The sequence below is a fragment of the Variovorax soli genome, assembly GCF_031454625.1.
Lineage (GTDB): Bacteria > Pseudomonadota > Gammaproteobacteria > Burkholderiales > Burkholderiaceae_C > Variovorax > Variovorax soli_A.
Window position 1 is genome coordinate 728,226 of record NZ_JAVDRF010000001.1, and the last position, 22,707, is coordinate 750,932.

Here is a 22,707-nt window from a genome sequence, read left to right on the forward strand (position 1 = left end):
TTTTGCCGCCACCCGGACCTGCCGCAAAACCGGGCGATTAAGAAATCATTCGTACGTCTCGGCGTCCGGGTCGGTGGCTTCCATTTCATAGCTCGCGGCCACCATGGCCAGCCGGCCGATCACCCCGTACATGTAGAAGCGGTTGGGGGCACTCGCGCCGGGCTTGGCGCCTGGCTGCGGTAAGTGCGCACTCTCCGAAAAAGCCAACGGCACGAAGCTGGCGCCGGGAATGTTGAGGTTCTCGTCGGGGCTGCGGCCGGCGTGTACGCGGTAGAAGCCGCCGACCACGTAGCGGTCCATCATGTAGACCACCGGCTCGGCCACGCCGTCATGCACGCGCTCGTTGGTCAGCACGCCTTCCTGCACGATCAGGTCGCTCGCGATCCGCAACTCGTCGTTGGCGGCGGCCGTGCGGGTGCGTGCGCGGTGGTTGAAGACCTCCAGATCCTTGAGGTCGCGCACCGTCATCACGCCCATGGGATCGGCGCCGTTGTCCGCCTTGACCACCACGAAGGGCTTCTCGTTGATGCCGTATTCCTTGTACTTGCGGCGGATCTTGGTGAGCAGCGCATCGACATGGCTGGTGAGCACGTCCAGGCCCTTGCCTTCCGCCAGGTCGACGCCGCCTGCGCGCGCGTGCATGGGGTTGATCAGCCAGGGGTCGATGCCCAGCAGCTTGCCGAAACGCTTGGACACTTCCTCGTAGCTGTGGAGGTGGTTGCTCTTGCGGCGCACCGACCAGCCCGCATGCAGCGGCGGCAGCAGGTACTGCTCGTGCAGGTCTTCGAGGATGCCCGGCGTGCCGGCCGAGAGGTCGTTGTTGAGCAGGATGGTGCACGGGTCGAAGTGCTTGAGCCCGAGGCGGCGCCGGCTGCGCACCACCGGTTCCAGGCACACGCTTTCGCCGTTCGGCAGCTCGATCGTCTTGGGCGACTTGATGGCCGGGTCGATGGAGCCCACCCGCACGTTGAGCCCGGCCATGTGGAAGATCCGCACCAGCCGCGCCACATTGGCCAGGTAGAAGGTGTTCTTCGAGTGGTTCTCGGGGATCACCAGCAGGTTGCGCGCCTCGGGGCAGATCTTCTCGATCGCGGCTTGCGCCGCCTGCACCGCCAGCGGCAGCATGTCGTCGGTGAGGTTGTTCCAGCCGCGGGGATACAGGCTGGTGTCGACCGGCGCCAGCTTGAAGCCGGCATTGCGGATGTCGACGGAGCTGTAGAACGGTGGCGTGTGCTCCATCCATTCGAGCCGGAACCACCGCTCGATGGCCGGCATGGAGTCGAGGATGCGCTGCTCCAGTTCGTTGATCGGGCCGGTCAGGGCAGTGACGAGGTGGGGAACCATGAGGCGGCCTTGTTATGCGTGTTCTGCAACGAAAGGTGGAGTGGAATTGTAGGATTTGAGGGTGCCGGGGTGGATGACAAGGCGGGATGAGTTCGGGAACGCGAAGACGCGGAGGTTTCGCAGAAGACGCGAAGCCTCTGCGCCTTCTGCGTTCGGATGTCCGCCTCAGGTCCGCACTTCGCCCTGGCCCAGCACCACGTACTTCAGCGAAGTCAGCCCCTCGATCCCCACCGGCCCGCGCGCATGGAACTTGTCGGTGCTGATGCCGATCTCGGCCCCCAGCCCGAATTCGAAGCCGTCGGCGAAGCGCGTGCTGGCGTTCACCATCACGCTGGCCGAGTCCACCTCGCGCAGGAAGCGCTGGGCGTGCAGGTGGTCGCGGGTCACGATGGCGTCGGTGTGATGGCTGGAATAGCGGTTGATGTGGGCGATGGCCTCGTCCACGCCCGCCACCACCTTGATGCTGATGACGGCCGCCAGGTACTCCTCCGACCAGTCGGACTCGACCGCGTCGACCACCCTGGCACCCGGAGGCAGCGCGCCCTCGGCCCGCAGGATGCGCGCTGCGGCGGGGTCGCAGCGCATCTCGACGCCCTTGGCCGCGAAGATGGAGCCGATCTCGGGCAGGAAGCTCTCGGCCATGGAGGCCGCCACCAGCAGGCCCTCGGCCGCATTGCAGGGGCTGTACTTCTGCGTCTTGGCGTTGTCCACGATGCGCACCGCCATGTCGAGCTCGGCCGTGTCGTCGACGTAGACATGGCAGTTGCCGTCGAGGTGCTTGATCACCGGCACCTTGGCCTCGCGGCTGATGCGCTCGATCAGGCCCTTGCCGCCGCGCGGGATGACCACGTCCACGAACTCGGGCATGGCGATCAGACGGCCCACCGCCTCGCGGTCGGTGGTCTGCACCAGCTGCACCGCCTCGACCGGCAGGCCGGCCTCGGCCAGCGCCTCGCCCACCAGTGCGGCCAGGGCGCGGTTGGACTCGATCGCCTCCGAGCCGCCGCGCAGGATCGCCGCGTTGCCGCTCTTGATGGCGAGGCTGGCGGCCTCGATCGTCACGTTGGGCCTGCTTTCGTAGATCATGCCGAAGACGCCGATCGGCACCCGCATCTGGCCCACGCGGATGCCGCTGGGCTGCTGCCGCATCCCGATGACCTCGCCGATCACGTCGGGCATGGCGGCCAGCTGCTCGCAGCCCTGCGCCACGGTCTCGATGGCCTTGGGCGTGAGCTTGAGGCGATCCACCATCGGGGCCGAGAGCCCGGCGGCCTGGGCCCGCTCGATGTCGCGCGCATTGGCGGGCGCCAGGGCCTCGGCGTTCTCGCGCAGGCGCCGCGCCAGCGCCTTGAGCGCCTGGTTCTTGGTCGCGGCGGGGGCCTTCGCCATCCGGGCGGAAGCCGTCTTGGCCTGCAGCCCCAGGGCCTGCATGTGTTCGTTGACGTTGAAGGCGTTCATGGCGGTCATTTTCCCACGCGAGGCTCGTGGGACTGAGCTGCGTATGGAAACGCCGGGTTCCGGAACCAGCAACGCCCGGAGCGCGTTCAGCCCCGCGCCGGCACCGTGCAGGCCCTGCACAGCATCAGCGCCAGCCGCTGCAGCGCCTGCCAGCCGTTGGCCGGCCAGTCGGGCTGCTTCAGGCCCTTGACGATGCCGTCGACCACGTGGGCGGCGCGCAGCAGGCGTGCCAGCGCGCGTTCGTCCAGCCGCGGCAGTACGCGCTCGAAGGCACGCTCGCGCGGGCCCCAGATGCGGTTCTCGCGCAACGCCATGGGCAGCGGGCGGCCGGCCGACATGGCGTCCTTCACCCGCTTGAGCGCGCGGATGTCCTCGGCGAGCGTGTAGTGCACCAGCACCTCGGCCTCGCCCTCGGCCTGCAGGCCCTCGAGCATGCGCGCCACCCGCTGCGGATTGCCGCCCAGCACCGCCTCGGAAAGCTTGAAGACGTCGTAGCGCGCCACGTTGTTGACGGCGGCCTCGACCTGCTCCCAGCCGAGTTCGCCGGCCGGATACAGCAGCGCGAGCTTCTGGATCTCCTGGTGCGCAGCCAGCAGGTTGCCTTCGACACGGTCGGCGAAGAACTGCAGCGTGCGCTGGCCCTCCTCGCCGCCCTTCACCCGCTGCGCCTGGCGCGCCAGCCGCTGCGCGATCCACTGCGGCAGCGCCGCGCGCTCGATGGTCTCCACTGGCAGGCTGACACCCTGCGCTTCGAGTGCCGCGAACCAGGCGCCGCTGCGGGTGGCCTTGTCCAGCCGCGGCAGCAGGACCAGGGTCAGGGTGCTGTCGTTGCCGGCAGCCGCCTCGGCGATCTGCTGCAGTGCGGCGCTGCCATCCTTGCCCGGTTTGCCGGAAGGGATACGGATCTCGACGATCTGCCGATCCGCGAACAGGCTCAGCGAGCCGCCGGCCGCCAGCACCGCGCTCCAGTCGAAATGGGCGCCGGCCACCGTGTAGGAGCTGCGCTCGGTGTAGCCCTGCTGCCGCGCGGCCGAGCGGATCGCGTCGGCCGCCTCCTGCGCGATCAGGGGCTCGTCGCCGTGGATCACGTAGAGCGGCTTCAGCCCCTTTTGCAGGTGGGCTTCGAGCTGGGCCGCTGCGAGCTGCATCAGAGGCTCTTGACCGCCGCCAGCCGGCGCAGGGTCTGCTGGGCGATGTCGGCCTGCATGTCGCGGTACAGCAGCTCGGTCTCGCTTTCTTTCGCGAGGGCGGCGGTTTCGTTGTAGGTGATGTCGCGGGACTGCTCGATCAGCGTCGGCCCCAGCAGCTCCTTGCCGCCGGGGGTACGCAAGCGGATGCGCATCGCCAGACGCAGCTGCAGCTCGCGCACCTGGCCGGCCGAGTTGGTGGAGAGCACGGCGCTGCCGCGGTTCTCCGACAGGACCTCCAGGATCGCCTCGGCGCGGTCCTTCTCTTCCTCCGGCACCAGCTCGACGTTGCCGGCGGCGCGAAACTGCCGGCGCAGGGCGTTCACGAAGGCCGATTTGCCCGGCACCGCCAGCGACTTGAAGGCGAAGTCCGGCGCGCGGCGCAGCTCGAAGCCGCAGCCCGCAAGGACCAGCGCGGAGGCGGCAGCGCCGGCAAGCAGGGCCCGGCGCGACGGGAAGGATCTGTTCATGCCGTCTTTCTTCATATCACCACGTTGACCAGTCGCCCGGGCACCACGATCACGCGCTTGGCCGGGGCGCCCTCGGCGTGCTTGACGAAGGCCTCGCTCGCCAGCGCGATCTTCTCGATCTCCGACTTGCTGGCGTTGGCCGGCACGCGCAGCGAGCCGCGCAGCTTGCCGTTGACCTGCAGCATCAGCTCGATCTCGTCCTGCTCGAGCGCGATCGTGTCGACCTCCGGCCAGGGCGCGTCGAGCAGCACGCCGTGCAGCTTGTCGTAGCCGAGCGCATGCCACAGCGCGTGCGTGATGTGCGGCGTGGCCGGGTAGAGGCAGCGCAGCAGGATGCCGAAGCCTTCGCGCACGGCCGCCCGGTCGCCCGGGCTGCCATCGGCCTTGAAACCCTCCAGCGCGTTCAGCAGCTTCATCGCGCCCGACACCACGGTGTTGTATTGCATGCGCTGGTAGTCGTAATCGATCTGCCGCAGCACGGTGTGCACCTCGCGGCGCAGCGCCTTGGCTTCCTTGCCGAAGGCCGAGCGCGGATCGACCGTCTCGATGTCGATCTCCGTGCCTTCGGGCACGGCCGCCTGCGCCGTGCCGAGCGCGACGCCGTAGTTCCAGACCCGGCGCAGGAAGCGGAAGCTGCCTTCCACCGCGGCGTCGTTCCACTCCAGCGTGGCCTCGGGCGGCGCCGTGAACATGGTGTAGAGACGCGCGGTGTCGGCGCCGTACTTCTCGATCAGGTCCTGCGGGTCGACGCCGTTGCGCTCGCTCTTGCCCATCTTGCCGACGCCGCCGTACTCGACCGCCGTGCCGTCGGCCAGCGTGCCCCCGGTGATGCGGCCCTGCGCATCCACCGCCTGCGTCACCTCCGAAGGCGGGAAGTACTCCTTGCCGCCCTTCTCGGTGCGCCGGTAGAAGATGTGGTTGAGCACCATGCCCTGCGTGAGCAGCTTGCTGAAAGGCTCGTCCACCTTCACGAGGCCGAGGTCGCGCATCACCTTGGTCCAGAAGCGCGCGTAAAGCAGGTGCAGGATCGCATGTTCGATGCCGCCGATGTATTGGTCCATCGGCATCCAGTACTCGGCGCCCTCGGCGACCATGGCCTGGTCGTTCTTCGGATCGCAATAGCGCATGAAGTACCAGGCGCTGTCGACGAAGGTGTCCATGGTGTCGGTTTCGCGCCGCGCCGGCTTGCCGCAGACGGGGCAGACCACGCCGGCATGGAAGGCCTCGTGCTTGTGCAGCGGGTTGCCCGAGCCGTCGGGCACGCAGTCGGTGGGCAGCACGACCGGGAGATCCTTCTCAGGCACCGGCACCGCGCCGTGCTGCTCGCAGTGGATGATCGGGATCGGCGTGCCCCAATAGCGCTGGCGGCTCACGCCCCAGTCGCGCAGGCGCCAGGTGGTCTGCATCTCGCCCAGGCCCTTCTGGCCCAGCGCATGCGCCACCGCCTTGACCGCCTCCGCATAGGACATGCCGCTGAAGTTGTCGGAGTTGATGGTCACGCCGCGCTGCTTGTCGGCGTACCAGTCCTGCCAGCGGTGATAGTCGAAGTGCGGTTCGTCGTCGACCAGCACCACCTGGATGATCTCGATGCCGTACTTGTTGGCGAACGCGAAGTCGCGCTCGTCGTGCGCCGGCACGCCCATCACGGCGCCGTCGCCGTAGCCGATCAGCACGTAGTTGCCGACCCACACCGGCACCGGCTCGTCGGTGATCGGGTGGCGAACGTGCAGGCCGGTGGGCACGCCCTTCTTCTCCTGTGTCGCCAGCTCCGCCTCGGTGGTGCCGCCGCTCTTGCATTCCTCGATGAAGGCGGCGACCTGGGGCGCGTTCTTCGCGGCGTGCAGGGCCAGCGGGTGCTCCGGCGCCACCGCGCAGAAGGTGACGCCCATGATGGTGTCGGCCCGCGTCGTGAAGACGTACATGCGGCCGCCCTGGATGAGCTCGCCCTTCTCGTCCCGGATGTCGTGCGGGAAGGCGAAGCGCACGCCCTCGCTCTTGCCGATCCAGTTCTCCTGCATCAGCTTGACGCGCTCGGGCCAGCCCGGCAGCTTGTGCTGGGTGTGGTCGAGCAGTTCCTCGGCATAGTCGCTGATCTTCAGGTAGTAGCCCGGGATCTCGCGCCGCTCGACGGTCGCGCCGGTGCGCCAGCCCTTGCCGTCGATCACCTGCTCGTTGGCCAGCACGGTCTGGTCGACCGGGTCCCAGTTGACCACCTGCGTCTTGCGATAGGCGATGCCCTTTTCGAGCATCTTGAGGAACAGCCACTGATTCCACTTGTAGTAGCTGGGGTCGCAGGTCGCGATCTCGCGGCTCCAGTCGATCGCGAGGCCCATCGCCTGGAGCTGGCCCTTCATGTAGCCGATGTTCTCGTTCGTCCATTTCGCCGGTGGCACGCCGTTCTTGAGCGCTGCGTTCTCTGCCGGCAGGCCGAAGGCGTCCCAGCCCATGGGCATCAGCACGTTGTAGCCGCTCATGCGCAGGTAGCGCGTGAGCATGTCGTTGATCGTGTAGTTGCGCACATGGCCCATGTGCAGCTTGCCGCTGGGGTAGGGCAGCATCGAGCAGGCGTAGTACTTCTTCTTGTTCGCGTCCTCGGTCACGCGGTAGGCATCGGCCGCCGTCCAGGCGGCCTGGGCGGACGACTCGACATCGCTGGGTTTGTAGCTGGGGTTCATTGGGCAGAGAGCAACAACAGCCCGGCAGCGGCTGGCCGGGGAAGGGTGATTATCGCGGCTGGCCGCGCCCGCAGCTGGCCGAATCCCGGAAGGCCCGGCCGGTGTCCTCTCGCTGGAGGATCTCAGGGCTTCCTGGCGGGCGCTTCGGTCACGAAGCCGATGCGGCTGAGCCCGGCTTTGTTGGCGATGCCCATCAGCTCGACCACTTTGCCGTAGGGAACGGTCTGGTCCGCGCGCAGCTGGACCTCGGTGTCGCGGCTGTCGGCTGCAGCCTTCTGGAGCCGGGCTGCGAGTTCCTCGGCCGTCACGGGCTGGTCGTTGAGGAAGAGCCGGCCGGCCGCATCGACCGACAGGCTCACGAACTTCGGCGTGTCGGTCGGCTGGCCGGCGTCGGTGCGCGGCAGGTCCAGCCTGATCGAGCTGGCCATCAGAGGGGCGGTGATGATGAAGATCACCAGCAGCACCAGCATCACGTCTACCAGCGGCGTGACGTTGATGTCCGACAGCGGCCGCTGCCCGCCTGCGCCGATCGCACGGCCGCCGGTCGCGGTGCTGCCGAGGGAGGTGCGACCGAAGGCCATCGCGTGTCCGCGGGCTACGCAGGCATGGGCCGGGCAGGCGGCAGCGGCGCCTCGCGCGCCGGATCTTCGCCGAGGGCGCCCAGCAGGTCGTGCGCGAAGCCCTCGAGCTCGGCCTCGATGCGGCTGACGACGCGGCCGAACACGTTGTAGGCCAGCACGGCCGGAATGGCCACCGCCAGGCCGAAAGCGGTCATGATGAGCGCCTCGCCCACCGGCCCGGCCACCTTGTCGATGGTGAACCCGCCGGCTTCGCCGGCAATGCCCGTCAGCGCGCCGTAGATGCCCCAGACCGTTCCCAGCAGCCCGACGAAGGGCGCGGTGGCGCCGACGGTCGCCAGCAGGATCTGGCCCGACTGCAGGCGCCGAAGGGCGGCATGCAGGGCGTCGCGCAGCACGCGCGTGAGGCGCTGGGCGCGGGCCACTGCGCCTCCGAGCGTGGCCGGATCGGGCTGCGCGCCCAGCTGTCTGACCGCGCTCACCGCCGGCCAGACCAGCGCCGCGCGGTCGAAGCCGCGCAAGCGCTGCTCGGCGTCCCCCAGCGAAGCCGACTGCCAGAAGGCCGCGATGCTTCGCACCACGTCATGGGTGCCGCCGCGCAGCAGCCACGCCTTCCAGAGAATCACGACCCAGCTCGCCACCGACATCAGCAGCAGCAGCGCCGCCACCGAGCGGCTGACGCCATCGCCGTGGGTGAGCAGCTCCAGGACCGTCATCGCAGCCCGAGGACGTCGAACATGTCGTACAGGCCCGTCGTGCGCTCGGCCAGGAAGCGGACCGCGCGCAGGCTGCCCTGCGCGTAGGTGGCGCGGCTGGCGGACTTGTGCGTGATCTCGATGCGCTCGCCGGTGCCGGCGAAGAGCACCGTGTGGTCGCCCACGATGTCGCCGCCGCGGATCGCCGAAAAGCCGATCGTCGACGGGTCGCGCTCGCCGGTGATGCCCTCGCGCGCATAGACCGCGCAGTCCTTGAGATCGCGGCCGAGCGCGCCGGCGATCACCTCGCCCATCTTGAGCGCCGTGCCCGAGGGCGCATCGACCTTGTGGCGGTGGTGCGCCTCGATGATCTCGATGTCGTAGCCGGTGGACAGGGCCTTGGCCGCCATTTCCAGCAGCTTGAAGGTGACATTGACGCCCACGCTCATGTTGGGCGCCATCATGATGGCGATGTCCTTGGCGGCGGCAGCGATCTCGGCCTTCTGCGCCTCGCTGAAGCCGGTGGTGCCGATCACGGCCTGCACGCCGAGCTCGCGGCACACGGCCAGGTGCGCCAGCGTGCCTTCAGGCCGGGTGAAGTCGATCAGCACCTGGGCGTCCTGCAGGCCGGTGCGCAGGTCGGACACGATGGGCACGCCGCTGGTGAAGCCCAGGAAGGCGGCGGCATCGCTGCCGATGCCCGGGCTGCCGGCGATGTCGAGGGCGCCTGCCAGGCGGCAGTCCTGCGCTTCGCGCACGGCCTCGATCAGCATGTGGCCCATGCGCCCGGAGGCGCCGGCGATGGCGATGCGGCGCAGCGGCAGCGTGGAGGAGGAGGGGGAATCGGTCACGCGGGGGCCTTCGTGAAAGGCCGGCCGGTGCGGCCGGCAGGGAGGCGGGGGAGTCGTTCTAGCGCGTCGCTTCGAGCGGCGGATAGCTTGGGGGCAGCGGCGGCAGCGAAGCGGCGGAGGTGTCGGCGTCGCCGTCCTTGACCTTGTCCTTGGCCGGCTCGAACTTCTTGAGCTGGTCTTCGGTGGCTTCCAGGACCGGTACCTTGCCGGCGTGCCCGCGGGCGTCGACCGCGGCGACGAATTCCTGCTCGCTGGGCATCGGGTCGCCCTCGAAGCGGTCGAGCACGTCGCCGTTGAAGAACAGCGTCAGGCGGCGCTGCTGGGCTTCGACGCCCTGGCGCCGGATGGTGAAGACATAGTCCCAGCGATTGGCGTGGAACACGTCGGCCAGGAGCGATGTGCCGAGGAGCTCGCGCACCTGCTGGCGCGACATGCCGGGCTTGAGCTGCTCGACCTGCTCCTTGGAGACGAAGTTGCCTTGAACGACTTCGACCTTGTAGGGCGTGATGGCGGTGAGCGCACTGCGCGAGCGCTCGCTGAAGCTGCTGCAGGCCCCCAGGCTCAGCGTCGCGGCGACGGCGCCGGCGAGCAGCCAGAGGCGGCTTTGGGAAATCTCAGGCATGAAAAAGGGCCAGGAGGGCAAGCGATATGATCGGCCCATTGTAGCGGCTGGCCCTGCGTGGGCCCCTCGCAGGGACGGGCGCAGGAACCATCATGGGCAACATCGACGAACTCAAGAACACCGGCCTCAAGGCCACGCTGCCGCGCCTCAAGATCCTCGAGATCTTCCAGAACGGTGGCCAGCGCCACATGACGGCGGAAGACGTATTCCGGGTGCTGCTCAACGAACATTCCGACATCGGCCTGGCCACCGTCTATCGCGTGCTGACGCAGTTCGAGCAGGCGGGCATCCTCGAGCGCAGCCACTTCGAGAGCGGCAAGGCGGTGTATGAGCTCAACGAGGGCAAGCACCACGACCACCTGGTGTGCACCGGGTGCGGCAGGGTGGAGGAGTTCTACGACGCGGAGATCGAGCGCCGCCAGCAGATGATCTCGAAGGACAAGGGCTGGATCCTGCAGGATCACGCGATGTCCCTGTACGGCCTGTGCGCCGACTGCGCCAGCAAGCGCTAGGGCCGACCTGCGCAGGCGCCTGGCATCATTCGCAGCGGAACAGCACGCCCTGCTCGGCCGGAGCCTTGCCCAGCATGCGGGCGGTCGACCCCTTTTCCCGGCAATGGTCTGCGGCCTGGACGTAGGTGGTGGCGCGCAGGGTGCCGTCGCGCAGCGGAACGACCTGGTTGGGAGGCACCCCGCAGCCGGCGATGAGCAATGCGACGGGAAGGGGTGCGAGCCAGTTCATCCGGGTATTCTGCAGTAGTTCCGCCGTCCCGCCGCCGCTGTGCGGTTCTCGCTGTTCTATAACCTGGCTGGATGGCGTCCGAAGCCGACCACCCTCTCAAACCGAGGTTCCCATGACCCGTACCGTTGCCGAAAAGCGTGCCCTTTTCCGCCAGCTCCATGCCGAGGGCTGCTTCGTGCTGCCCAATCCCTGGGACCTGGGCAGCGCGCGATTCCTGGAGAGCCTGGGCTTCCAGGCGCTCGCCACGACCAGCTCCGGCTTCGCCTGGTCGCGCGGCCAGGCCGACGGCGCCCTTTCGCGCGCGCAGGTCCTGGCCCACCTTCGCGAGCTGGTCGCGGCCACCGAGCTGCCGGTGAACGCGGACTTCGAAAGCGGCTTCGCCGCCGACGCGCAGGGCGTTGCGCAGGGCGTGCGCATGGCCATCGACACCGGCGTGGCCGGACTGTCGATCGAGGACTCGACCGGCGATGCGGACCATCCGCTGTACGACATCGACGTGGCGGTGGCGCGCCTGCGCGCCGCGCGCGCGGCCATCGACCAGGAGGGCGGCGAGACGCTGCTGGTCGGCCGGGCGGAGAACTTCTTTCTGGGGCACCCCGACCTCGCGGACACCATCGCACGGCTCAAGGCCTATTCGGAGGCCGGTGCCGACTGCCTTTACGCGCCGGGCATCCGCACGCGCGAACAGATCTCCGCCGTGGTGGCCGCAGTGGCACCCAAGCCGGTGAACCTGCTGATCGGCTCCACCAGCGAGTTCACGCTGCAGGACATTGCCGGCCTGGGCGTGCGGCGCGTGAGTGTCGGCGGCGCGTTGGCGCGCGCGGCGTGGGGCGGATTCATGCGTGCCGCGCGCCCCTTGCTGGAGGGCCGCTTCGACGGCTTCAGGGACGCGGCCTCCGGGCAGGAGCTCAACCAGCTGTTCGGCTAGGCCTCTGTCAGCCCGGGTTGGCCGTCACGCGCCGTCGATCGTCGATGGGTCCTCGGGTTGGCGAGCCGCCGGCGAGCGCAGCGCTCAGAAGAACAGCCAGTAGAACAGCCCGCCGAAGATCGCCCACTTCACGAGGTAGTAGCTGGGCTTGTTCCAGGCCTTCAGGCGCTTGCCCAGCACGCGGATCTTGTAGACCTGCGCGAAGGCCTTGTTCAGCCCGCCGATCGGCTCGCCGTCCACGTTCTGCGTGGCCGCGGCCTTGATCATGCGCCAGCCGATCTCGCGGTTGATCCAACGCGCCACGGGGTTGCTGAGCGGCCGCTCGATGTCGCAGAAAAGGATGAGCCGGGTCTCGTCCGTGAGGTTCTCGGCGTAATGGATGTAGGTCTCGTCGAACATCACGGCTTCACCCTCTTTCCAGTGGTAGGGCTGGCCATCGACGAAGATGCGGCAGCTCGGCGCGTCCTGCGGCACCTTGAGGCCCAGGTGGTAGCGCAGTGAGCCGGCGAACGGGTCGCGGTGCCGCACCAGCGTGCTGCCCGGCGGCAGGATCGCAAACATCGCCGCGCGCACGGAGGGAATGCCTGCCAGCAGCTCGGTGGTCTTCGGGCACAGGCCCTTGGCGGACGGCAGGAAGTCGCCGTACCAGTTGAGGTAGAAGCGCTTCCAGCCGGTGCGGAAGAAGGAGTTGAAGCCGATGTCGGTGTAGCCTGCCGCGGCGCGGATATGGCCCTCGTCGAACAGCGCCAGGCCCTCGTCGCGGATGGTCTGCCAGTTGTTCCGGAGCACGTCCAGCTCGGGGAACTGCTTCAGGTCGATGTAGGGCTTCGAAGGCACCGACGAGAACCAGTACATCACCACGTTGAGCGGCGCCAGGAAGGTCGAGTGGTCGCTCAGCTGCCGGCCGAGCCGGTGCCGCACCTGGCCGCGCAAATGCACGTAGAGGCCGGAGCCCAGGAAGACGAGCGGGATCAGGAGCTTGTAGGAGAGAAAGCTGAACATCGGTGCGCGGGAGACGTGACGACCCTGGGACGTCGTCGCCGGGAGGAAGCGGGGCCTGGATTTTCGCTGAATCTCCCGTGGGGCGCAGCCCCGGACCCCGCAAGGCCGCGGCGCCCTACGTCCGGACCTGGAAATGATCGAAGGCCGCGAATGGCTGCACGACCGGCACGCCCTGTGCATCGACGATGCGCAGGCCCGCCGCCGCCTCGATGCGGCCGATGCGCGCGACCGGAGTCGCACTCTGCCGACCGGCCTCGCGCACGGCGGCCGCCGCGGCAGGCGGCGCGCTGAAGAGCAGCTCGTAGTCGTCGCCCCCGGCCAGCGCGCAGGTGCGGCGCAGCGCCGGGTCCAGCGCGGCCGAGGCGGGAACACCGGTCACGGCGCAGGCGGCATCGGCATCGACCGTCGCGCCGACGCCGCTGGCAGCCAGGATATGGCCGAGGTCGCCGACCAGCCCGTCGCTCAGGTCGATCGCGGCGCTGGCGATGCCGCGCAGCGCCTGGCCCAGCGCGACGCGCGGCTCCGGCAGCTCCATGCGCCGGCGCGCCTGCTCGAAGGCCTCGGGCGGCAGCGCCAGGGTGCCGCGAAAGACTTCCAGCGCCAGCCGCGCATCGCCCAGCGTGCCGCTGGCCCAGAGCTCGTCCCCCGGCCGGGCACCGGAGCGCAGCAGCGCCGCGCCGGCCGGCACCTCGCCGAACACCGTGATGCACACATTGAGCGGCCCGCGGGTGGTGTCGCCGCCGACCAGCTCGCAGCCGTGCGCATCGGCCAGCGCGAACAGGCCGCGCGAAAAAGCCTCCAGCCAGGCCGTGTCGACCGCCGGCAGCGACAGTGCGAGGGTGAAGGCCAGGGGCTTCGCCCCGCAGGCGGCCAGGTCGCTGAGGTTGACCGCGAGTGCCTTGTGGCCCAGGCGCGCGGGGTCGACCGTGGAGAGGAAATGGCGGCCTTCCACCAGCATGTCGGTGGACACGGCGAGCTGCATGCCCGGGGCGGGTGCCAGCAGCGCGCAGTCGTCGCCCACGCCCAGGGGCGAACGCGTGGCCGGACGCTTGAAGTAGCGTTCGATGAGGTCGAACTCGCCCATGGTCATGGCTTCTCAGCCGTGGCGGAAGCGCAGCGCCGCCTGCCGCACGACCTCGGCCAACAGCCGCTCCCTGGCCTGGCGCTCGCGCAGCCAGCGCGCGTCGTTGCGGTTGGCTTCCACGCTGGTGCGCAGCTGGCCCAGGGCCTGGGTGGCGTCCAGGGCCTCGCTGTGCCATTCGAGCTGGGTCATGGTCATGAGGATATGGTCGCGCAGCGGCATGTGGCTGCCGGTGGCGGGGTCGACGTAGAGCGCGTCCAGGCCGAAGCGGCAAGCCTGGAAGCGGTTGTAGGTGTAGACCAGGTAGTCGTCCTCGGTCGGCGTGAAGGGCTGCTCCTGCAGGAACCAGGCCGCCAGCGATTGCACGTAGCCGGCCAGCGCCGCGGCGCGTTCCACCGTGAGCGGCGTGTCGAACACCCGGATCTCGATGGTGCCGTATTCGGGCTTGGGCCGGATGTCCCAGTAGAAGTCCTTCATGCTGCGCACGACGCCGGTACGGGTCATGCGCTCGAAATAGGCGCCGAACTCCTTCCACGACAGCGTGAAGGGCGCGCGGCCCGACAGCGGGAAGGCGAACACCGAGTTGAGCCGCGCCGAATCGAACTGCGTGTCCTGCCCCTGCACGAAGGGCGACGAGGCGGACAGTGCGATGAAGTGCGGGATGTAGCGCGACATGCGGTGCAGCATCAGCAGGGCGCCGTCCGCGTCGGGACAGCCGATGTGCACGTGCTGGCCGAAGATGGTGAACTGCTTCGACAGGTACCCGTAGAGCTCCGACAGCTCGCGAAAACGCGGCTTGTCGTAGATGCGCCGCTCGTGCCACTGCTGGAAGGCGTGCGTGCCGCCGCCCACCACCGCGATGTTGAGCTTGTCGGCATTCTTCACCAGCGCATCGCGAATGGGCGTGAGCTGCGCCACCACGTCCTTGGCCGAGTGGCAGATGTCGGTCGAGATCTCGATCATGCTCGACGTCATCTCGGGCACCACGCTACCGGGCAGCGGCGTCTGGGCCATCAGGCGCAGCATGTCCTCGGCATAGGGGGCGAGATCGTAGTCGTGGGTGTTGACCAGCTGCAGCTCGAGTTCGACGCCCAGCGACAGGGCGACCGACTTGTTGAAAGGCTCGAGCGGCACGACGCGGCTCTCGGGGGAGCCGGGCACGGGCGGCGTCCCCGCGAGCGGCACGCCGGTGTTGAAGACGCTCATATCGACCCCCGCGCTCTGCACTTCGTGTCATCGCTGCCCCCCGAGGAGGCGCGAGCTTGCCTGGGGCGGCGCTGCGCTGCGCTCATCGCTGCGTCTCCTCCGTGATGCTGAACGCTTCGGGCATCCACGGCCTGGAGCTTTCGCCGGCGCCGTGGATGGCGACGGTGGCCATCACCGCGCCCAGGATTTCCATCAGCAGGATCGCCGGGAGCGCGATCTGCGTGATCATCGCGCCCAGCAGCGGCGAGGCGGTCACGAAGCCGGAGGTGATCAGGAGCGCGATCGAGGACAGCGGCGCCATCGCGCAGCCCACCCACAGGGCCTGCCGCCAGCTCGCGCCGCTGCCCGGGTTGGCGATCGCCACGCCGGCGATCTTGGCCACCGTGCGCACGGCGATCACCGCCAGCACCACGCTGGCAATGGGCAGGCTCCAGTCGGCCTGGGCCGCCACCACCGACACCAGCACGAACATCAGCATGGTCAGCAGCGAAGCGGCGGTGCCCAGCTGCCGCGGCCAGACCCAGGGCTTGGGATGCAGGGCCTTGAGCAGCACGCCGCCGATCAATGCCGCCAGCGGCGCCGAGCCGCCGAAGTGCGCGGCCAGCGCGGCGCCGGCCGCGATGATCGCGAGCAGCAGGATGGAGGTGTTCTCGCTGGTCGGGCTCATCACGCGCAGGGCGGAGCGCAGCGACAGCGCCATCAGCGCACCCACCACGAAGGACAGGCCCAGCACCACCGCCACCGGATAGAGCTTCTGGAGCAGGCCCAGCGGTGCATGCTCGATCAGCCCCGCCTGCGCGTAGCCCAGGGCCAGCGCGTAGAAGGTATTGAGCGTGGCCAGCGTCAGCGCCCGCTCCGTCACCGGGCCGGAGCCGCGGGTGTCGATCACGACCCGGCTGAGCACGGCCGGCGAGGCCACGATGGCCATCAGCGCGATCGGGTTGGCCACGGGGTCGGGCACGTCCATCCAGTGCAGCACCCAGAACACGCCGAAGTAGGTCAGCGTGGCTTCGAGCAGGCTCTGCACCAGCACCATCGGGTTGTGGCGAAACCAGCGCAGCGGCAAGCGGCCCCCGGCCTCGAACAGCACGATCGCCACGCCGAGCTCGAGCAGGAACAGGCTGATGCCTTGCAGCGGCCACATCGCGCCCTCGAAGCCGGCCAGGCCGACCAGCGTTCCGACCATCGAATAGCCGACCACCTTCGGCATGCCCGCGTAGCGCTGCACCAGGTGGCCGGCCGCGGCCGCGGCGGCCAGCAGCAGCGACCACAGCACGGTGGGCAGGCCCGCCGAGGGTCGCAGCCACTCGGACCAGAAGCCGAGGAGGTCATCGGGAATGAAAGAACTCATCTTTCCAATCTGTTCAACAAAGTGCGCGGGCGCCGGGCAGGCGCTGCGCATCGAGCAGAGCGCACGCGGCGTTCATGGCTCGAGGAAGAAGGCTTGCGTTCAGTGCAGCACGCGCGAGACGGGCGGTGCGCCCGCGTCGGCTTCCAGCACGAACATGGGGATCGCGACGTCGAAGCGTTCGCCGCGCTCGGTCACGAAGAAGTAGCTCCCATGCATGGTACCGCTGGGCGCCTGCAGCCGGCATCCGCTGGTGTAGCGGAAGGACTGCCCCGGCGCCAGCAGCGGCTGCTGGCCGATCACGCCGAGGCCCTTGACCTCCTGCGTCTGTCCGCTTGCGTCGTTGATGACCCAGTGCCGCGCGATCAGCTGCGCCGCCACGTGCCCCGTGTTGGTCACGGTGATCGTGTAAGCGAAGGTATAGACCCGGTCTTCGGGCGAAGACTGTTCGGGCAGGTAGCGCGGCTCCACCTGGATGTTGATCGGATGGCTGGACATCGGCGCGATGTTAACAATTGGTGAAGCACGGCCTGCGACAATTCGCCCCCATGAGCAGCAGCCGCACTTTCCGCATCGCCCCCTCCATCCTCTCGGCCGACTTCGCGCGGCTCGGCGCCGAAGTGGCCGATGTGATCGCCGCAGGCGCCGACTGGATCCACTTCGACGTCATGGACAACCACTACGTGCCGAACCTCAGCTTCGGCCCCATGGTCTGCCAGGCGCTCAGGCCGCATGCGAAGACCGCCGGCGGCACCGCGGTGCCGATCGACGTGCACCTGATGATCGAGCCGGTGGATGCGCTGGCGGCCGCCTTCGCGCAGGCCGGGGCCGACTACATCAGCTTCCATCCCGACGCCTCGCCCCACACGCACCGCAGCATCCAGGCCATCAAGGCGGCCGGCTGCAAGGCCGGGCTGGTTTTCAACCCGGGCGCCGGGTTGGAGCCGCTGGACTGGGCGATCGACGACATCGACCTCATCCTCATCATGAGCGTCAACCCGGGTTTCGGCGGTCAGAGCTTCATCGATTCGGCCCTGCGCAAGATCGAGCTCGCCCGCAAGCGCATCGAGGCCAGCGGGCGCGACATCCGGCTGGAGGTCGATGGCGGCATCAAGGCCGACAACATCGCGCGCGTGGCAAGCGCGGGCGCGGACACCTTTGTGGCCGGCAGCGCGATCTTCAATGCCGAGAATTACGCGGACGTGATCGCGGACATGCGCGCCCGGCTCGAGCTCAAGGCTTGAGCTTCTCGTTGTAGACCCGGTCGGCCGCCGGGCCTCGGTCGGTATCGACCACGCCGCGTTCCACGTCCTCCATGCCCTTGCGGCCCCGCTCGGCCGAGCCGCCCTGGTTCTGCTGGCTGTCGGACGACTGGTCGCGCTCGTGCGGCAGGCGCGGCGCCGATTCGCCGCCTTGCTCGACCTGGGTCCTGCCATCGCCGGCGTCCTTCGGCCGATCGGTTTTCGCGGGCGCCTTCTTGCTGGCCATTGCTTGCTTCTTGCTCATGCCTGCCTTGTGGCACGGCATCGCGGAAAGCCCGGTAGGACCGCCATGCGCCGCCCTGTAGGATCAGCGGCGAGATGAGCGCGCAGCAACCCCACGTTTCCGACCTTCTTCGCATCCATGGATTCACCGCCCTCGAGCCCGGGCCGAGGCTGATCGTCCTCGGCGGCGTGCATGGCGACGAGACCTGCGGCACCGCAGGCATCGAGCGCACGCTGGCCGAGCTGGACGGCGGCGCGCTGCAGCTGCTGCGCGGTCAGCTCACGCTGGTGCCGGTGGCCAATCCGCTGGCGCGCCGATTGATGCGGCGCGAGGGCGAGCGCAATCTCAACCGCCTGTTCAAGCCCACGCCGGCGGGCGAGGCGCCGGCCGATTACGAGGCCCGCATCACGAACCTGCTGTGCCCGCTGCTCGAGCGGCACGACGTCCTGCTCGACCTGCATTCCTTCCAGAGCGCGGGCGAGGCCTTCGCGATGATCGGCCCGCGCGACAACGCCGGCACGCTCGAGCCCTTCGCGCGCGCCTTCGAGGAAGGTCAGCTGGCGCTGCACATGGGCACGCCGCGCGTGGTCGAAGGCTGGCTCGAGATCTACGCCGCCGGCCTGGCGCAACGCGCCGGCGGCCGGCCGGCCGACGAGGCCGCGCTGGCCTTCGGCTGGGGCACCAACGAATACATGCGCAGCCGCGGCGGCTACGGCGTCACGCTCGAATGCGGCCAGCACGAGGACCCGGCCGCGCCCGAGGTCGCGCACCGGGCCATCCATGCGGCGCTGCGGCTGCTGGGCATGGTCGCGCCCGATCCACACGCGAAGCCGCCGGCGACGCCTTCGCTGCTGCGGCTGGTCAGCGTGACCGATCGAGACGACGAGGACGACCAGTTCGTGCGCGAATGGGCCACCTTCGACCCGGTGGCCAAGGGCGAGCCCATCGGCGTGCGCGCCGATGGCAGCGTGCTGGCGGCCGACCGCGACGGCTTCATCGTGTTCCCGAACGCGCAGGCCCTGCCCGGCGCCGAGTGGTTCTATTTCGCCGTCGAGAGCGATCGCGACCTGCGCCGGCCGGCCTTGCCGTAGCTGTTCGAGCACGCTTCCTTGGAGCGGGAACAACGCGTCACAGGCGTGTTACGAAGAAATGGCCGGCGCGTCTGCCGGAGTCTCAGCCGAGGAGCCTATGTCGACAGCCCCCAACGATTCACCGGTGCGCGTGACCCATGGATAGGCGCACCCGCCATTACCTTCAACAAGCCCCAAGCTCGCCGCGCCCCCGGAACGCGGTAGAAGCGCAGCAAGGCCAGCAACCAGTGCCGGTCGTTCAGGATCCGTGGCCACTCAGAAATGCCGTTCGCGCGAGCGGCTTGCAAGGCCGCCTCTTTCCCACCACCATCCCTGCTCTCACGCCGATCATGGAATTCGTGCCGAACGCACTCGTGCGCGAGTTTCCGCCACCTCTGCCGATCGAGAACCCGATGCGCAGGCATCTCATTCCGGCGGATGACGAATCGTTCGACGAAGACGAATTCGAGCATGGGCTCGAACGATTGCCAGTCGAGCAGGATCAGGACCTCCGTTCGAGCAAGCGGCAGCGCACTGAAGAAGCGGCACTCCGCGAGGGCGGCACCTTTGCACATCCCCGGTCCCCCGCGCACCTGCGCCACCTTCACTCCGAAGGCCTGCATCTCCAGCCGCCGCATCCTCTTCGGGTGCAGGCGCATGGGTGCCTCGTCCATCCGCCAGGCGCTGAGCACCCCGGTGAACGAGCCTGGACTTTCGTGGAGGAGATGCTGCCGCCCGGCCCCATGCCGCGGCCGTTGCGCCCGCTGCGGACGCAGACGCGGATCCCGGCTCCGCAGAGCATGGCTGCACCGGAAAACCAGCGATCGGACAAGTCCGGCACGGTCCTCGCGAAGGCATTTGAAACCCACCGGATGCGCGCTCAGATCGACAACGAGTCAATCCATCTCGCGGAGCTGGGTCAACTGGATTCTTTTCACCGCATGGTGGGGTATGTCGCCCACCTCAAATCGATTGCGTCGCAGTCTCTCGCCACAACCTTGCTGAAGTTCGCTTGGACGGGGGTGACCGATGTGGGCTCGCGCGACGTGCCGGCGGCGCATCTCGCCACTGTGTTGTTTCTCTTCACCTACCGGGGTTGCCCGATGGGGTTCACGAAGCGCCTGGCCCAGCTGCTGCCCCGTGAGTGGCCCGCCGACATTGCGGCCCTGCGAGCAGATTGCGTCGAGCGCTGGAGGCGCATCTCGCCATGCACGCCGCAGCGAAAGATCGTTCAGGGCATCGTCTTGAGCCGTTACGGGGAACCGGATCGAACTTGATTCCCCGTGGCGCCGCGAGCTCGATGCCGCCGCCCGAGACGCCCGGCCCTGACGCAGGCCCCCGCCGCGTTCCTACATCCGCCCCCGCCCCGGCCGCCTAGGGTAGCGTTCCGGAGAATCGCCATGCCTGCCTCGAAGACCAAGACCCCCGCCCCGCGCGTCCTGTGGAAGGGCGCCATCAGCTTCGGCCTGGTCCACATCCCCGTGGCGCTCTATTCGGCCACCGTCGACCACAGCATCGACTTCGACTGGCTCGACAAGCGCAGCATGGACCCGGTGGGCTACAAGCGCGTCAACAAGAAGACCGGCAAGGAGATTGCGCGCGAGCAGATCGTCAAGGGCGTGGAGGTCGAGGACGGCCAGTACGTGGTGCTGAGCGACAAGGAGATCTCCGACGCCTATCCGCGCACCACGCAGACGATCGAGATCGAGACCTTCGTTCCGGCCAACAGCATTCCCTTCGTCTACCTCGAGCGGCCTTACTACCTCGCGCCGATCAATCGCGGCGGCAAGGTCTATGCGCTGTTGCGCGAAACCCTGCAGCGCACTGGCCGCATCGGCGTGGCGCGGGTGGTGATCCAGACCAAACAGCATCTCGCGGCCCTGGTGCCCGTCGGCCCGGGGCTGGTGCTGAACCTGCTGCGCTGGGGCGAGGACATCCGTCCTTGGAAGGACCTGCCGCTGCCTGCCGAGGATGCCAAGAAGGCTGGACTGGCGGAGCGCGAGCTCAAGATGGCCACCGAGCTGGTCGAGGACATGAGCTCGGACTGGGACCCCGAGTCGTTCAAGGACTCCTTCAAGGACGAGATCCTGCGGCTGGTCGACCGCAAGATCGAAGCCGGCAAGACCGAAGCCGTGGCCAAGCTCGGCCCCGTCGAAGAGCAGGAAGCCCGCCCGAGCGCGAAGATCCTGGACCTCACCGAGCTGCTGCAGCGCAGCCTGCGCAAAGGCAGCAAGGCTGCGGACGCCGAGGATGAAGGCGGCGAGGAAAAAGCGCCCGCCAGGACGCGCAAGCCGGCCGCCAGGCGCGCTGCCGGCAAGCGCGCACCGGCCCGCAAGGCGGCGGCACGCCGCAAGGCCGCCTGAGGTTGCCGGCGTGGCCAGAAGCCCACGTGCAAGCGAAGCGCTGGCGCCTTACCGGCGCAAGCGCGATTTCAAGAAGACGCCGGAGCCGCACCAGGTCGGCCGCGGCAGTCAGCGCGGCGATTCCTTCGTGGTGCAGAAGCACCATGCCCGCCAACTGCACTACGACTTCCGGCTCGAGCTCGACGGCACGCTGAAGAGCTGGGCCGTGCCCAAGGGCCCCTGCCTCGATCCGTCGGTCAAGCGCATGGCGGTGCATGTGGAGGACCACCCGGTGTCCTATGCCGGCTTCGAAGGCACCATCCCGCCGCAGCAGTACGGCGCGGGCACGGTGATCGTCTGGGACCGCGGCGAATGGCAGGCCGAGGGCGATGCGCGCCGCGGACTGGCCGAAGGCAAGCTCAAGTTCGAGCTGCGCGGCAACAAGCTGCGCGGCCACTGGACGCTGGTGCGCATGCGCGGCAAGGGCGAGAAGCAGGAACCCTGGCTGCTGATCAAGGAGCAGGATGCGCATGCGCGTCCGCTCGCCGATTACGACATCGTCGAGGCCGAGCCCGACAGCGTGTTGAGCGGCCGCGACGTCGATCATCCACCGGAGGTGACCTACGGGCGCAAGGCCGACCCGGCGCCCGTCCCCGCGTCCCCCCGCGCGCCAGCGCCGCGGAAGCAGGCCGCGGCCGCCCCCCATCCCGACCCCGAAGCGAGCCCCTCGATGAAGGCACTGCACATCACCCATGCCGAGCGCGTGATCGACAAGACCAGCGGCGTCACCAAGGGCGAGCTGGTCGCCTACTACGACCAGGTCGGAGCGCTCATGCTGCCGCACCTCAAGGGCCGTCCGGTCGCGCTGGTGCGCGCACCCGAGGGCGTGGGCGGCGAGCTCTTCTTCCAGAAGCACGCGAACCAGAACGAGATGCAGGGCGTGAAGCTGCTGGACCCCGCGCTCGACCCGGAGCACGAGCCGCTGCTGCAGATCGACAGCGTGCGCGGGCTGCTCTCCGCTGCGCAGATGAACGTGCTGGAGCTGCACACCTGGAACGCCACCTCCAACGCGATCGACCGGCCCGACCGCATCACGCTGGACCTCGATCCGGGCGAGGGCGTCGAATGGGCGACGATGCAGGAGGCCACCCTGCTGGTGAAGACCCTGCTCGACGAGCTGGCGCTGCCGGCCTTCCTCAAGACCAGCGGCGGCAAGGGCATGCACGTGGTGGTGCCGATCCGGCGGCACTACGGCTGGGAGGCGGTCAAGGGCTTCGCGCAGGCGCTGGTGATCCACCTGGCAGAAACCATCCCGGACCGCTTCGTCGCCAAGAGCGGACCGCGCAACCGCGTCGGCAAGATCTTCGTCGACTACCTGCGCAACGGCTTCGGCGCGACCACGGTGAGCGCCTGGTCGGCGCGCTCGCGGCCGGGGCTTGGCGTGTCCGTGCCGATCGAGTGGGACGAATTGCCGATGCTGCAAGGCGCCGCACACTGGACGGTGCGCGCGATCGGCGAGCGCCTGGCCATCGGCAACAAGCCCTGGGCGGCGATGGAGAAGAGCCGCAAGGGGCTGGCTGCGGCGATGAAGCACATGGGCTACACGCCCCCGGATGCGCCCTGA

23 protein-coding genes are annotated in these 22,707 nt (G+C 68.8%); 7 read left to right on the forward strand and 16 right to left on the reverse strand.

Features of this window, described 5'->3' with window-relative positions; all coding sequences use genetic code 11:
- Nucleotides 1-45: 45 nt before the first annotated feature.
- From gshA to J2739_RS03570, 9 genes are all read right to left on the reverse strand, one after another.
- Nucleotides 46-1,344, reverse strand: a complete 1,299-nt coding sequence (gshA, locus tag J2739_RS03530; RefSeq protein WP_309898565.1) for a glutamate--cysteine ligase — start codon at nt 1,342-1,344, stop codon at nt 46-48.
- 165 nt (nt 1,345-1,509) lie between these two features.
- Entirely contained in the window at nt 1,510-2,802 is a 1,293-nt protein-coding gene (locus J2739_RS03535) for a glutamate-5-semialdehyde dehydrogenase (protein ID WP_309898567.1), read from the reverse strand.
- A gap of 86 nt (nt 2,803-2,888) precedes the next feature.
- Nucleotides 2,889-3,950 carry a DNA polymerase III subunit delta gene (gene holA / locus J2739_RS03540; RefSeq protein ID WP_309898569.1) on the reverse strand — a complete coding sequence of 354 codons (1,062 nt, stop codon included), beginning with the start codon at nt 3,948-3,950 and terminating at the stop codon, nt 2,889-2,891.
- A complete protein-coding gene (locus tag J2739_RS03545) occupies nt 3,950-4,459 on the reverse strand; it encodes an LPS-assembly lipoprotein LptE (RefSeq protein WP_309898572.1) in 510 nt (169 codons plus the stop codon). Before J2739_RS03545 ends, holA begins: the two co-directional genes overlap by 1 nt.
- Before the next feature lie 11 nt (nt 4,460-4,470).
- A complete protein-coding gene (gene leuS / locus J2739_RS03550; protein WP_309898574.1) occupies nt 4,471-7,134 on the reverse strand; it encodes a leucine--tRNA ligase in 2,664 nt (887 codons plus the stop codon).
- 122 nt (nt 7,135-7,256) lie between these two features.
- Entirely contained in the window at nt 7,257-7,715 is a 459-nt protein-coding gene (locus tag J2739_RS03555) for an ExbD/TolR family protein (protein ID WP_309898576.1), read from the reverse strand.
- Nucleotides 7,716-7,729: 14 nt separating this feature from the next.
- Nucleotides 7,730-8,428, reverse strand: coding sequence for a MotA/TolQ/ExbB proton channel family protein (locus J2739_RS03560; RefSeq protein ID WP_309898578.1), 699 nt, complete (start codon nt 8,426-8,428; stop codon nt 7,730-7,732).
- Nucleotides 8,425-9,225 carry a 4-hydroxy-tetrahydrodipicolinate reductase gene (gene dapB, locus J2739_RS03565; RefSeq protein ID WP_309898715.1) on the reverse strand — a complete coding sequence of 267 codons (801 nt, stop codon included), beginning with the start codon at nt 9,223-9,225 and terminating at the stop codon, nt 8,425-8,427. Before dapB ends, J2739_RS03560 begins: the two co-directional genes overlap by 4 nt.
- A 91-nt stretch (nt 9,226-9,316) precedes the next feature.
- On the reverse strand, nt 9,317-9,880 hold the full coding sequence (locus J2739_RS03570; RefSeq protein ID WP_309898580.1) for an outer membrane protein assembly factor BamE: 564 nt from the start codon (nt 9,878-9,880) through the stop codon (nt 9,317-9,319).
- 92 nt (nt 9,881-9,972) lie between these two features.
- Here J2739_RS03570 and fur point away from each other — a divergent pair, with 92 nt between their 5' ends.
- On the forward strand, nt 9,973-10,392 hold the full coding sequence (gene fur, locus J2739_RS03575; protein ID WP_309898582.1) for a ferric iron uptake transcriptional regulator: 420 nt from the start codon (nt 9,973-9,975) through the stop codon (nt 10,390-10,392).
- 25 nt (nt 10,393-10,417) lie between these two features.
- On the opposite strand, the gene J2739_RS03580 is transcribed toward fur, so the two are convergent.
- Nucleotides 10,418-10,621, reverse strand: a complete 204-nt coding sequence (locus J2739_RS03580) for a hypothetical protein (protein ID WP_309898584.1) — start codon at nt 10,619-10,621, stop codon at nt 10,418-10,420.
- Nucleotides 10,622-10,733: 112 nt separating this feature from the next.
- On the opposite strand from J2739_RS03580, the gene J2739_RS03585 reads away from it, so the two are divergent.
- Nucleotides 10,734-11,549, forward strand: a complete 816-nt coding sequence (locus J2739_RS03585; RefSeq protein ID WP_309898586.1) for an isocitrate lyase/PEP mutase family protein — start codon at nt 10,734-10,736, stop codon at nt 11,547-11,549.
- A gap of 84 nt (nt 11,550-11,633) precedes the next feature.
- On the opposite strand, the gene J2739_RS03590 is transcribed toward J2739_RS03585, so the two are convergent.
- The 5 genes from J2739_RS03590 to apaG all read right to left on the reverse strand — a co-directional run bounded on the left by J2739_RS03590 (nt 11,634) and on the right by apaG (nt 16,684).
- Nucleotides 11,634-12,551: an aspartyl/asparaginyl beta-hydroxylase domain-containing protein gene (locus tag J2739_RS03590; protein WP_309898587.1), complete on the reverse strand. Its 918-nt coding sequence runs from the start codon at nt 12,549-12,551 to the stop codon at nt 11,634-11,636.
- 115 nt (nt 12,552-12,666) lie between these two features.
- Entirely contained in the window at nt 12,667-13,635 is a 969-nt protein-coding gene (thiL, locus tag J2739_RS03595) for a thiamine-phosphate kinase (protein ID WP_309898589.1), read from the reverse strand.
- 12 nt (nt 13,636-13,647) lie between these two features.
- The gene (locus J2739_RS03600; protein ID WP_309898717.1) at nt 13,648-14,766 is read right to left on the reverse strand and encodes a YbdK family carboxylate-amine ligase; all 1,119 of its coding nucleotides are present in this window, start codon (nt 14,764-14,766) and stop codon (nt 13,648-13,650) included.
- Between the two features lie 154 nt (nt 14,767-14,920).
- Nucleotides 14,921-16,189, reverse strand: coding sequence for a cation:proton antiporter (locus J2739_RS03605; RefSeq protein ID WP_309898591.1), 1,269 nt, complete (start codon nt 16,187-16,189; stop codon nt 14,921-14,923).
- A 99-nt stretch (nt 16,190-16,288) separates the two neighbouring features.
- Nucleotides 16,289-16,684, reverse strand: coding sequence for a Co2+/Mg2+ efflux protein ApaG (gene apaG / locus J2739_RS03610; protein WP_309898593.1), 396 nt, complete (start codon nt 16,682-16,684; stop codon nt 16,289-16,291).
- 50 nt (nt 16,685-16,734) lie between these two features.
- On the opposite strand from apaG, the gene rpe reads away from it, so the two are divergent.
- Nucleotides 16,735-17,430, forward strand: coding sequence for a ribulose-phosphate 3-epimerase (gene rpe / locus J2739_RS03615; RefSeq protein WP_309898595.1), 696 nt, complete (start codon nt 16,735-16,737; stop codon nt 17,428-17,430).
- Here the strand turns inward: rpe and J2739_RS03620 are convergent.
- The gene (locus tag J2739_RS03620; protein WP_309898598.1) at nt 17,420-17,692 is read right to left on the reverse strand and encodes a hypothetical protein; all 273 of its coding nucleotides are present in this window, start codon (nt 17,690-17,692) and stop codon (nt 17,420-17,422) included. The two genes, rpe and J2739_RS03620, sit on opposite strands and share 11 nt — an antisense overlap.
- A 74-nt stretch (nt 17,693-17,766) precedes the next feature.
- Between J2739_RS03620 and J2739_RS03625 the strand changes: the two genes are divergently transcribed.
- The 4 genes from J2739_RS03625 to ligD all read left to right on the forward strand — a co-directional run bounded on the left by J2739_RS03625 (nt 17,767) and on the right by ligD (nt 22,707).
- Complete coding sequence (locus J2739_RS03625) at nt 17,767-18,762, forward strand: succinylglutamate desuccinylase/aspartoacylase family protein (protein ID WP_309898600.1); 996 nt, start codon at nt 17,767-17,769, stop codon at nt 18,760-18,762.
- A gap of 329 nt (nt 18,763-19,091) precedes the next feature.
- Nucleotides 19,092-20,018 (forward strand): hypothetical protein, encoded by a 927-nt coding sequence (locus J2739_RS03630; protein WP_309898602.1) that lies wholly within the window; start codon nt 19,092-19,094, stop codon nt 20,016-20,018.
- A 123-nt stretch (nt 20,019-20,141) separates the two neighbouring features.
- The gene (gene ku / locus J2739_RS03635; RefSeq protein WP_309898604.1) at nt 20,142-21,104 is read left to right on the forward strand and encodes a non-homologous end joining protein Ku; all 963 of its coding nucleotides are present in this window, start codon (nt 20,142-20,144) and stop codon (nt 21,102-21,104) included.
- 10 nt (nt 21,105-21,114) lie between these two features.
- A complete protein-coding gene (ligD, locus tag J2739_RS03640; RefSeq protein WP_309898606.1) occupies nt 21,115-22,707 on the forward strand; it encodes a non-homologous end-joining DNA ligase in 1,593 nt (530 codons plus the stop codon).

Coding starts and splice junctions, on each gene's coding strand:
- J2739_RS03585 (WP_309898586.1), top strand. CDS start 10,734: ATGACCCGTACCGTTGCCGAAAAGCGTGCCCTTTTCCGCCAGCTCCAT.
- gshA (WP_309898565.1), bottom strand. CDS start 1,344: ATGGTTCCCCACCTCGTCACTGCCCTGACCGGCCCGATCAACGAACTG.
- J2739_RS03560 (WP_309898578.1), bottom strand. CDS start 8,428: ATGACGGTCCTGGAGCTGCTCACCCACGGCGATGGCGTCAGCCGCTCG.
- apaG (WP_309898593.1), bottom strand. CDS start 16,684: ATGTCCAGCCATCCGATCAACATCCAGGTGGAGCCGCGCTACCTGCCC.
- J2739_RS03570 (WP_309898580.1), bottom strand. CDS start 9,880: ATGCCTGAGATTTCCCAAAGCCGCCTCTGGCTGCTCGCCGGCGCCGTC.
- J2739_RS03535 (WP_309898567.1), bottom strand. CDS start 2,802: ATGAACGCCTTCAACGTCAACGAACACATGCAGGCCCTGGGGCTGCAG.
- J2739_RS03580 (WP_309898584.1), bottom strand. CDS start 10,621: ATGAACTGGCTCGCACCCCTTCCCGTCGCATTGCTCATCGCCGGCTGC.
- J2739_RS03620 (WP_309898598.1), bottom strand. CDS start 17,692: ATGAGCAAGAAGCAAGCAATGGCCAGCAAGAAGGCGCCCGCGAAAACC.
- thiL (WP_309898589.1), bottom strand. CDS start 13,635: ATGGGCGAGTTCGACCTCATCGAACGCTACTTCAAGCGTCCGGCCACG.
- J2739_RS03630 (WP_309898602.1), top strand. CDS start 19,092: ATGGAATTCGTGCCGAACGCACTCGTGCGCGAGTTTCCGCCACCTCTG.
- ku (WP_309898604.1), top strand. CDS start 20,142: ATGCCTGCCTCGAAGACCAAGACCCCCGCCCCGCGCGTCCTGTGGAAG.
- J2739_RS03590 (WP_309898587.1), bottom strand. CDS start 12,551: ATGTTCAGCTTTCTCTCCTACAAGCTCCTGATCCCGCTCGTCTTCCTG.
- fur (WP_309898582.1), top strand. CDS start 9,973: ATGGGCAACATCGACGAACTCAAGAACACCGGCCTCAAGGCCACGCTG.
- J2739_RS03605 (WP_309898591.1), bottom strand. CDS start 16,189: ATGAGTTCTTTCATTCCCGATGACCTCCTCGGCTTCTGGTCCGAGTGG.
- J2739_RS03625 (WP_309898600.1), top strand. CDS start 17,767: ATGAGCGCGCAGCAACCCCACGTTTCCGACCTTCTTCGCATCCATGGA.
- leuS (WP_309898574.1), bottom strand. CDS start 7,134: ATGAACCCCAGCTACAAACCCAGCGATGTCGAGTCGTCCGCCCAGGCC.
- J2739_RS03555 (WP_309898576.1), bottom strand. CDS start 7,715: ATGGCCTTCGGTCGCACCTCCCTCGGCAGCACCGCGACCGGCGGCCGT.
- J2739_RS03545 (WP_309898572.1), bottom strand. CDS start 4,459: ATGAACAGATCCTTCCCGTCGCGCCGGGCCCTGCTTGCCGGCGCTGCC.
- holA (WP_309898569.1), bottom strand. CDS start 3,950: ATGCAGCTCGCAGCGGCCCAGCTCGAAGCCCACCTGCAAAAGGGGCTG.
- rpe (WP_309898595.1), top strand. CDS start 16,735: ATGAGCAGCAGCCGCACTTTCCGCATCGCCCCCTCCATCCTCTCGGCC.